The following is a 6,703-nucleotide window of genomic DNA, read 5'->3' as shown; positions in this document are numbered from 1 at the left end:
TCTTGAGCGCCTCCATGCCAAAGGCGCATTTGTCCTCATCCCCCGGCCGCACCCAGATGTTGAGCGCGACCTCGCGGCCAGAGCGGGTGGTGAACGTGTCGGGATGTGCCACCAGATCGCCCGCGACAAGGGCAAAGAGATAGGCCGGTTTCGGCCAAGGATCGTGCCATTCGGCCCAGCCCGCGCCGCTGCCCGTGGGGTTGCCGTTGGAGAGCATGACAGGCATGTCGCCCTCAATCCGCACGGTGAAGATGCTCATCACGTCGGGGCGGTCGGGGTAATAGGTGATCTTTCGAAAGCCCTCGGCCTCGCATTGGGTGCAATACATGCTGTTTGACATATAAAGCCCTTCGAGGGCGGTGTTGCCCTCGGGGTCAATCTCGACCTCGGCCTCAAACACAAAGGGCGCGTCGGGCACTGGGGCGCGGAGGCCTTGGGGTGTCACCTCTGGTGTGATTTCGGCCCCGTTGATGCGGGCGGAGATGAGGGTAAGCGCCTCACCATGCAGGAAAAAATCCCGCGATGTGGACGCGGGGTTGGGGCGGAATTCGATGCGGCTGAGAACGCGCGTGGATTTGGGTGCAAGACGAAAGGTCAGATGCACCCCGTCCACGAGATAGGCGGGGGGCGTGTAATCTTCGAGATAAACGGGCTGTGGGGCTGCATCTTTCATGGCGCTCTCCTCTGGCTTTGGCGGGAAGGTAGGCGTTGAGGAAGGGGGCTGCAATGGGCTTTCCTTCGGGTCTCTGGCCGCTATTTCTGTGGTCATGGAGCATCCTGTCATTCTCTGGTTCAAGCGCGATTTGCGGGTGCAGGATCACCCGGCGCTGACCCATGCCGCGCGATTGGGGCCGATTATCCCGCTCTATATCGTCGAGCCGGACTTGTGGGCAGAGCCCGATGCCTCGGGGCGGCAGTATGCGTTTCTATGCGACTGTCTGGAGAGCCTGCGCGATGATCTGGCGGCGCTGGGTCTGAGGCTCGTGGTGCGGGTGGGGGATGCGGTGGCGGTGCTGGAGGCGCTGCGCGCCGCGCAGGGCGTGGCGCATCTGGTGAGCCATGAGGAAACCGGCAATCTCTGGAGTTATGCGCGCGACCGCCGGGTGACGGAATGGGCGCGGGCGCAGGGGGTGCGGTGGCACGAGATGCCGCAATCTGGCGTGGTGCGGCGGCTGAAGAGCCGCGATGCCTGGCAGGGGGCGCGCGACGGGATGATGCGCGCGCCGGTGCTGGGGCCGGTCGAGGGCCCGCGGGGGCTGGCATTGGTCAGTGATGATCTGCCACGCGCTGAGAATTTGGGGCTGATGGATGCGTGCCCGCTGCGGCAGAAGGGGGGGCGTGGCGCGGGAATGCGGGCGCTTACCTCGTTCCTGAGAACGCGCGGCGAGAGCTATCAGCGGGCGATGTCGTCGCCCTTGCACGGCGCACGGGCCTGTTCGCGGATCAGCCCGCATCTGGCCTTTGGCACGCTGTCGCTGCGCGAGGCGGTGCAGGCGGGGGCGGCGGCCCCCACCGGGCGCGGGCCAGATTGGGCGCGCTCAATGCGGTCGTTTCAGGCGCGGTTGGCGTGGCGCGATCATTTCATGCAAAAGCTGGAGGATGAGCCGGAGATTGAGCGGCGGTGTTTGCATCCCGCCTACGAGGGGCTGCGCCCGCATGTGGCTGATGCGGCACGGCTGGCGGCGTGGTCGCGGGGCGAAACCGGATTGCCCTTTGTCGATGCCTGCATGCGGTCGCTCTTGGCGACCGGCTGGCTCAATTTCCGCATGCGCTCGATGCTGATGGCGGTGGCGTCCTATCACCTCTGGCTCGATTGGCGCAGCACCGGGCCGGTACTTGCGCGGGCCTTTACCGATTACGAGCCGGGAATTCATTGGCCGCAGGTGCAGATGCAATCGGGCACCACGGGGATGAACACGATCCGCATTTACAACCCGGTGAAACAAGGGCTGGATCAGGACCCGACGGGGGTGTTTACGCGGCGTTGGTTGCCGGAATTGTCCGCTGTGCCGGACGCCTATCTGCAACGCCCGTGGGACTGGCCGGAGGCGGAGCGGCTCTTGGGGCGCGCCTATCCGGCACCGATTGTTGATCCGGTCGAGGCGGCGCGGGCGGCGCGCGAGGCGGTCTGGGCCTGTCGGCGCGCGCATCGCGGGGATGCCGAGACGGCGCGGATCGTGAGCCGCCATGCCAGTCGCAAACGCCCAAGGCGGGCCAAGCCCAAGGCGGCGTCTGCGCAATTGAGTTTGGATTTATAGATGTGGAGCCGGTTGATGTTGCGGGATTTTGCTTGGGGCGGGCGTTTGCCCCAAATTTCCCTGCGCGGAATCAAGGTGCCGCAGGCACCGCCGCGCAGCGCCCGTCCGCCCCGCCGGGCGGGCGCTTTTGCACCGGCGCACCTCATCGAGAGGGCGGATGTGTTTGGCAGGCATAAATTGCCCATCATTTCTGTAGCTGCGCCCACCCGGCGGACGGGCACTCCGCGGGTGGCTGGTGGCGGCGCACTGTGTCAAATTCCTTTAGCGAGACGCTAGATGCCGCGCGCGCCCCGCAAATCCGATTTGCCGGTCAAGATTTGCGCCACCTGCGGGCGGCCGATGGAATGGCGACGCAAATGGGCGCGGGTCTGGGACGAGGTGCGCCATTGCAGCGAACGCTGTCGGCGCAGCCGCAAGAAGGCTGGTGTGGACGGGGAAAGCCCGACCGGTCGGGATGCGTTTGACCAGTGACGGGGTCCCCCCGCCCACAGGCCCACTCTGCGCCCAAAAGGTGAAGGAGCCTGCAAGAAATTCGGGCAAATTCGCATCATCGCACGAAAACATGTGCGAGAATTGATGTTTTGTTATTCCATTCTGCGCTATATTTTAGGCAAATGAACGAGCATGTGGCGCAATCCGGAAAGACAAAAATGAAACGCCCGGTTGTTGGTGTGATTGCCAACCAGTACCAGATCGAAAACCGCTACCCGACCCATGCGGGGGGCACCATCAATTCTTCGGCGGTGGCCGATGTTGCGGGCTGCATGCCGATGATCATCCCCGCCGATCCGCGTTATGTGTCGGTGGCGGAATTGCTGGACACCTGCGATGGGTTTTTGCTGACGGGCGGTCGTCCCAATGTGCATCCCGAGGAATATGGCGAGGCCGCGACCGAGGCGCATGGCGCGTTTGATCGCGCGCGCGATGCGATCACCCTGCCGTTGGCGCGCGCCTGCATCGACCGGGGACAGCCGATTTTGGGGATTTGCCGGGGGTTTCAAGAGGTGAATGTCGCCATGGGTGGCACGCTTCATCCCGAAATCCGCGATCTGCCGGGGCGGGACAATCACCGCATGCCCCCCGAGGGCACGATGGAGGAGCAGTTCGCCCTGCGCCACAAGGTGCGCTTTACGGCAGGTGGCGTCTTTCACCGGCTGATGGGGGCGGAAGAGGTGATGACCAACACGCTGCACGGGCAGGGTATTTTTCGCGCAGGCCGGGGTGTGGTGATTGACGGTTGGGCCACGGATGGCACGCCCGAGGCGCTCTATATCGACGGTGCGCCGGGGTTCACACTCTCGGTGCAATGGCATCCGGAATACAATGCCGCGCATGATCCGGTCAGTCGCCCGCTCTTTACCGCCTTTGGCGAGGCGGTGCGGGCCTGGGCCGCGGGGCGCGCGGCCCCGCTGCTAAGGTCGGCCTGAGCCGTCTGCTAAAGCAGGCTCAGGCGACGTCTCTTTCACCCAATCCACACAAGAGCCGCGCTTCGTGACGGCGCAGGCAACTGCGCGCGGTGTCGCGGTGGTGGCCGGGGGCGGTGCGCAATTCCGGGAAGATCTTAAAGAGTTCCTCGCGTGCTGGCGCGTCAATCGCGTCAAGCGCCATGTCCCCGGCATAGAAACTCTCGGTGCCGATCCCGTCGGCATAGATGATCTCGTGCCGGTCGAACATGATGTGGATATAGGTCACGGCGTCGCGCGGGCTTACGGTGACGTCGCGGCCGTTGACCATGTGCTTGGCCGCGATCAGCACCTCGCTCTCGCCAAACAAGAGCTCGGCCTGATAGCCGGTGAAGAGCACCCGGTGTTGCGGCGAAACGAGCAGAGCCTCTTGCCCGCCCATCACGCTGGAGGCGATGGAAATGGGCGCGAAATCGCCCAGACCGGGCACGGTGCGTTTGCCAATCCAGCGGATCGGTTGCAGCCCGTGATCGCGTGTCACGACCATGTCGCCCAAGCGCAGGCTCTCGACCGCGCGCTCGCCCCATTGGGTGAGAATACGCGCGCCGGGGGTGAAACAGATGATGTTCTCGATTTCCGAGAAGGTGACGAGTGTCCCATCGGCCATTGTAAAGGTGCCGCCGAGGCCGCCCGCTGCGGGGTCTGTGTTGGTATAGAGGATGTCGTTGCGATTGATGTCCGCCGTAAGACGCAGCGTGTCGCCTGCCGTCTCGTCCGCTTCGCCGCCGATGATTGCAATCGAAGCGGCGCCTGCCTCGGCCAGATCGGCGAGGATGAATGTATCGTCGCCATCGCCGCCGTCGACCGTGTCGCCCTGCGCGACCTGAATGGTATCGGCACCGCTGCCACCCACCACGCTGTCGGCCCCGATGCCCCCGGTGATGAGATCGTCGCCATCACCCCCGATCAGGGTATCCGAGCCATCCTGTCCCACAAGAACGTCGTCGTCGATGCCGCCGAACAGAAGGTCGTCGCCGATGCCGCCGAGCAGGGTGTCATTGTCATCGCCGCCAAAGATCGTGTCATTGCCCGCGCCGCCAATCAGGCTGTCGGCGTTGTTGTCCGGGGCGAGGTCGGGGTTGATTGGGTCGTCATCGGCAAGGCTATAGGCCTCTGACGCTGCGAAATCCGGATTGGACGGGGCAAGCCCGCCATAGATCACGTCATCATCATCGCCGCCGTCGATCGTGTCGCGTCCTTCGCCGCCTTGCAGCGTGTCGGCACCCATGCCGCCTGCCACGAGGTCGTCATCGAACCCGGCATCGACGAGGTCGGCCCCGGCCCCTGCATCAATCGTATCGGCATCGTCGCCGGTCAGGATGGTGTCATTGCCATCGCCGCCCAGCACGCTGTCGCGGTCGTTGTTCGGGTCGAGGTCTGCGGGATAGCCCAGACCGCCCGAGGTGATGAGGATCGGATCGGGATAGGCCTGATCCGGCAGGCCGGTGCCCGGCGAGGTGCGGGTGTTGATCAGGTCGTCGCCTGCGCCGCCATCCACGGTGTCGCTGCCTTCAAAGCCGAAGACCGTGTCATTGCCATCGCCGCCGAAGACAGAATCGTCCCCGGTTCCGGCCATCACGGAATCGTCGCCCAGACCGGCCAGCACGGTGTCGTTGCCGTCCCCGGCGCTGATGGTGTCGTCATTGCCGTTGGTGCGGCTGTCGAGATTGTCAACAAGATCGCCATCGGGATCGCCGGTATAGGCCGTGTCGATCAGATCGCCCGCCGCTGTGCCATCGACAGTATAGTCGGTCTGGAAAATGCCCATCGCCGCCAGCGCGTCGTGATCGGTGATGGTGGCGGGGTTGACCCCCACGAGGGTAATGCTCTCGCCGTTCGGGAAGCTGAGAACGGCGTTGCCATCAAGATCGCTGCCGACAGTCACATCGGCCACGTTGATCGGGTTGCCATTGGCATCGGTCAGGCCTGAGAGGTCGAGTTGGTCCTGTCCGGTGTAGGTGCCGTCGCCATTGTCGATGGGGGCGGCAAAGCCGGTGATCCTGTCGGCCCCATCGCCATCGGCGAAGATCACGGTATCGACCGCGCCGTCGCCTCTGCCGATATCAAAGTTGTCGTTGCCCGCGCCGCCATCGACGGTATCGGCCCCCGCGCCTGTGCTGACGCTGTCATCGCCGCTGGAACCGAGCACCTGATCATCGCCCGAGCCGAGGATGATATTTTCGATCTCGCTGAATTGCGCCGTTTGCGTGCCGTTCGAGAGCGTGCCTTGTTCGGGATTGCCCGGATCGCCCGCTGTCAGGTCAAGTACGGTGTCCTGCGTGACCGCGCCCGCGTCGAGCGTATCGCCGCCTGCGTCATTCGACCAGCCGTCGATGGTGTCGTTGCCGAAATAGTCGGCCATGACGATAAGGTCGTCACCTTCAGCGGCAAAGATAACGTCGTCGCCGGTGCCGCCCAAGAGCGTGTCCTTGCCGCCCCCTGCGCTCAGTTCGTCATTACCTGCGCCGCCATCGAGATAGTCATCTGCCACATCGCTGCCTGCGGCCAGCGTGTCATTGCCATCCCCGCCAAGGAGTGTGTCGGATTCGGTGCCGCCGTCGAGATAGTCGTCGCCCACGCCGCCCGACAGGCTGTCAGAGCCGATAAAGCCCTCCATGCTGTCGTTGCCGTCGCCACCCGCGAGCGTGTCATTGCCCGCCGCGCCGTAGAGCGTGTCGTCGCCCGCGCCGCCGTCGAGGCTGTCGTTGCCGTCCTCGCCGTGGATTTCATCGGCACCTGCGCCGCCCAGCACGGTATCGTCGCCCAGCCCGGCAAAGACGAGGTCATCGTTGCCGCCGTCTGCGGCGTCGTTGTTGTCGATCCGGTCGCCCTCTGGGTCGCCCGTGTAGCTGCCATCAATGAGGTCTGCGCCGCCTGTGCCCTCGACCACGAAATTGCCCGCAAAGGCGGGGATGCCCATGGCGACCAGTTGCGCGGTGCTCTGCACCGCCGTGATCGGCACGCCGACGAGCGTCACGCTCT

The 6,703-nt window shown here is 64.7% G+C and carries 4 protein-coding genes and 1 pseudogene; 3 read left to right on the top strand and 2 right to left on the bottom strand.

Going from position 1 to position 6,703, the window contains the following annotated elements:
- Window positions 1-673 (bottom strand): annotated as a pseudogene (locus KBT70_RS10860) (aminopeptidase N); the annotation flags it as partial.
- Window positions 674-767: 94 nt separating this feature from the next.
- Between KBT70_RS10860 and KBT70_RS10855 the strand changes: the two are divergent.
- The 3 genes from KBT70_RS10855 to KBT70_RS10845 all read left to right on the top strand — a co-directional run bounded on the left by KBT70_RS10855 (window position 768) and on the right by KBT70_RS10845 (window position 3,685).
- On the top strand, window positions 768-2,258 hold the full coding sequence (locus tag KBT70_RS10855; RefSeq protein ID WP_296632774.1) for an FAD-binding domain-containing protein: 1,491 nt from the start codon (window positions 768-770) through the stop codon (window positions 2,256-2,258).
- A 276-nt stretch (window positions 2,259-2,534) separates the two neighbouring features.
- A complete protein-coding gene (locus KBT70_RS10850) occupies window positions 2,535-2,729 on the top strand; it encodes a DUF2256 domain-containing protein (RefSeq protein WP_296632769.1) in 195 nt (64 codons plus the stop codon).
- A gap of 179 nt (window positions 2,730-2,908) precedes the next feature.
- Entirely contained in the window at window positions 2,909-3,685 is a 777-nt protein-coding gene (locus KBT70_RS10845; protein ID WP_296632765.1) for a gamma-glutamyl-gamma-aminobutyrate hydrolase family protein, read from the top strand.
- 19 nt (window positions 3,686-3,704) lie between these two features.
- Here KBT70_RS10845 and KBT70_RS10840 read toward each other — a convergent pair.
- Window positions 3,705-6,703: Hint domain-containing protein (locus tag KBT70_RS10840; protein ID WP_296632762.1), on the bottom strand; the 2,999-nt coding region annotated here is incomplete at its 5' end.

The sequence above is a fragment of the Roseovarius sp. genome (assembly GCF_018066915.1).
Taxonomy (GTDB): domain Bacteria; phylum Pseudomonadota; class Alphaproteobacteria; order Rhodobacterales; family Rhodobacteraceae; genus Roseovarius.
This window is presented reverse-complemented; position numbering and strand designations above follow the sequence as displayed.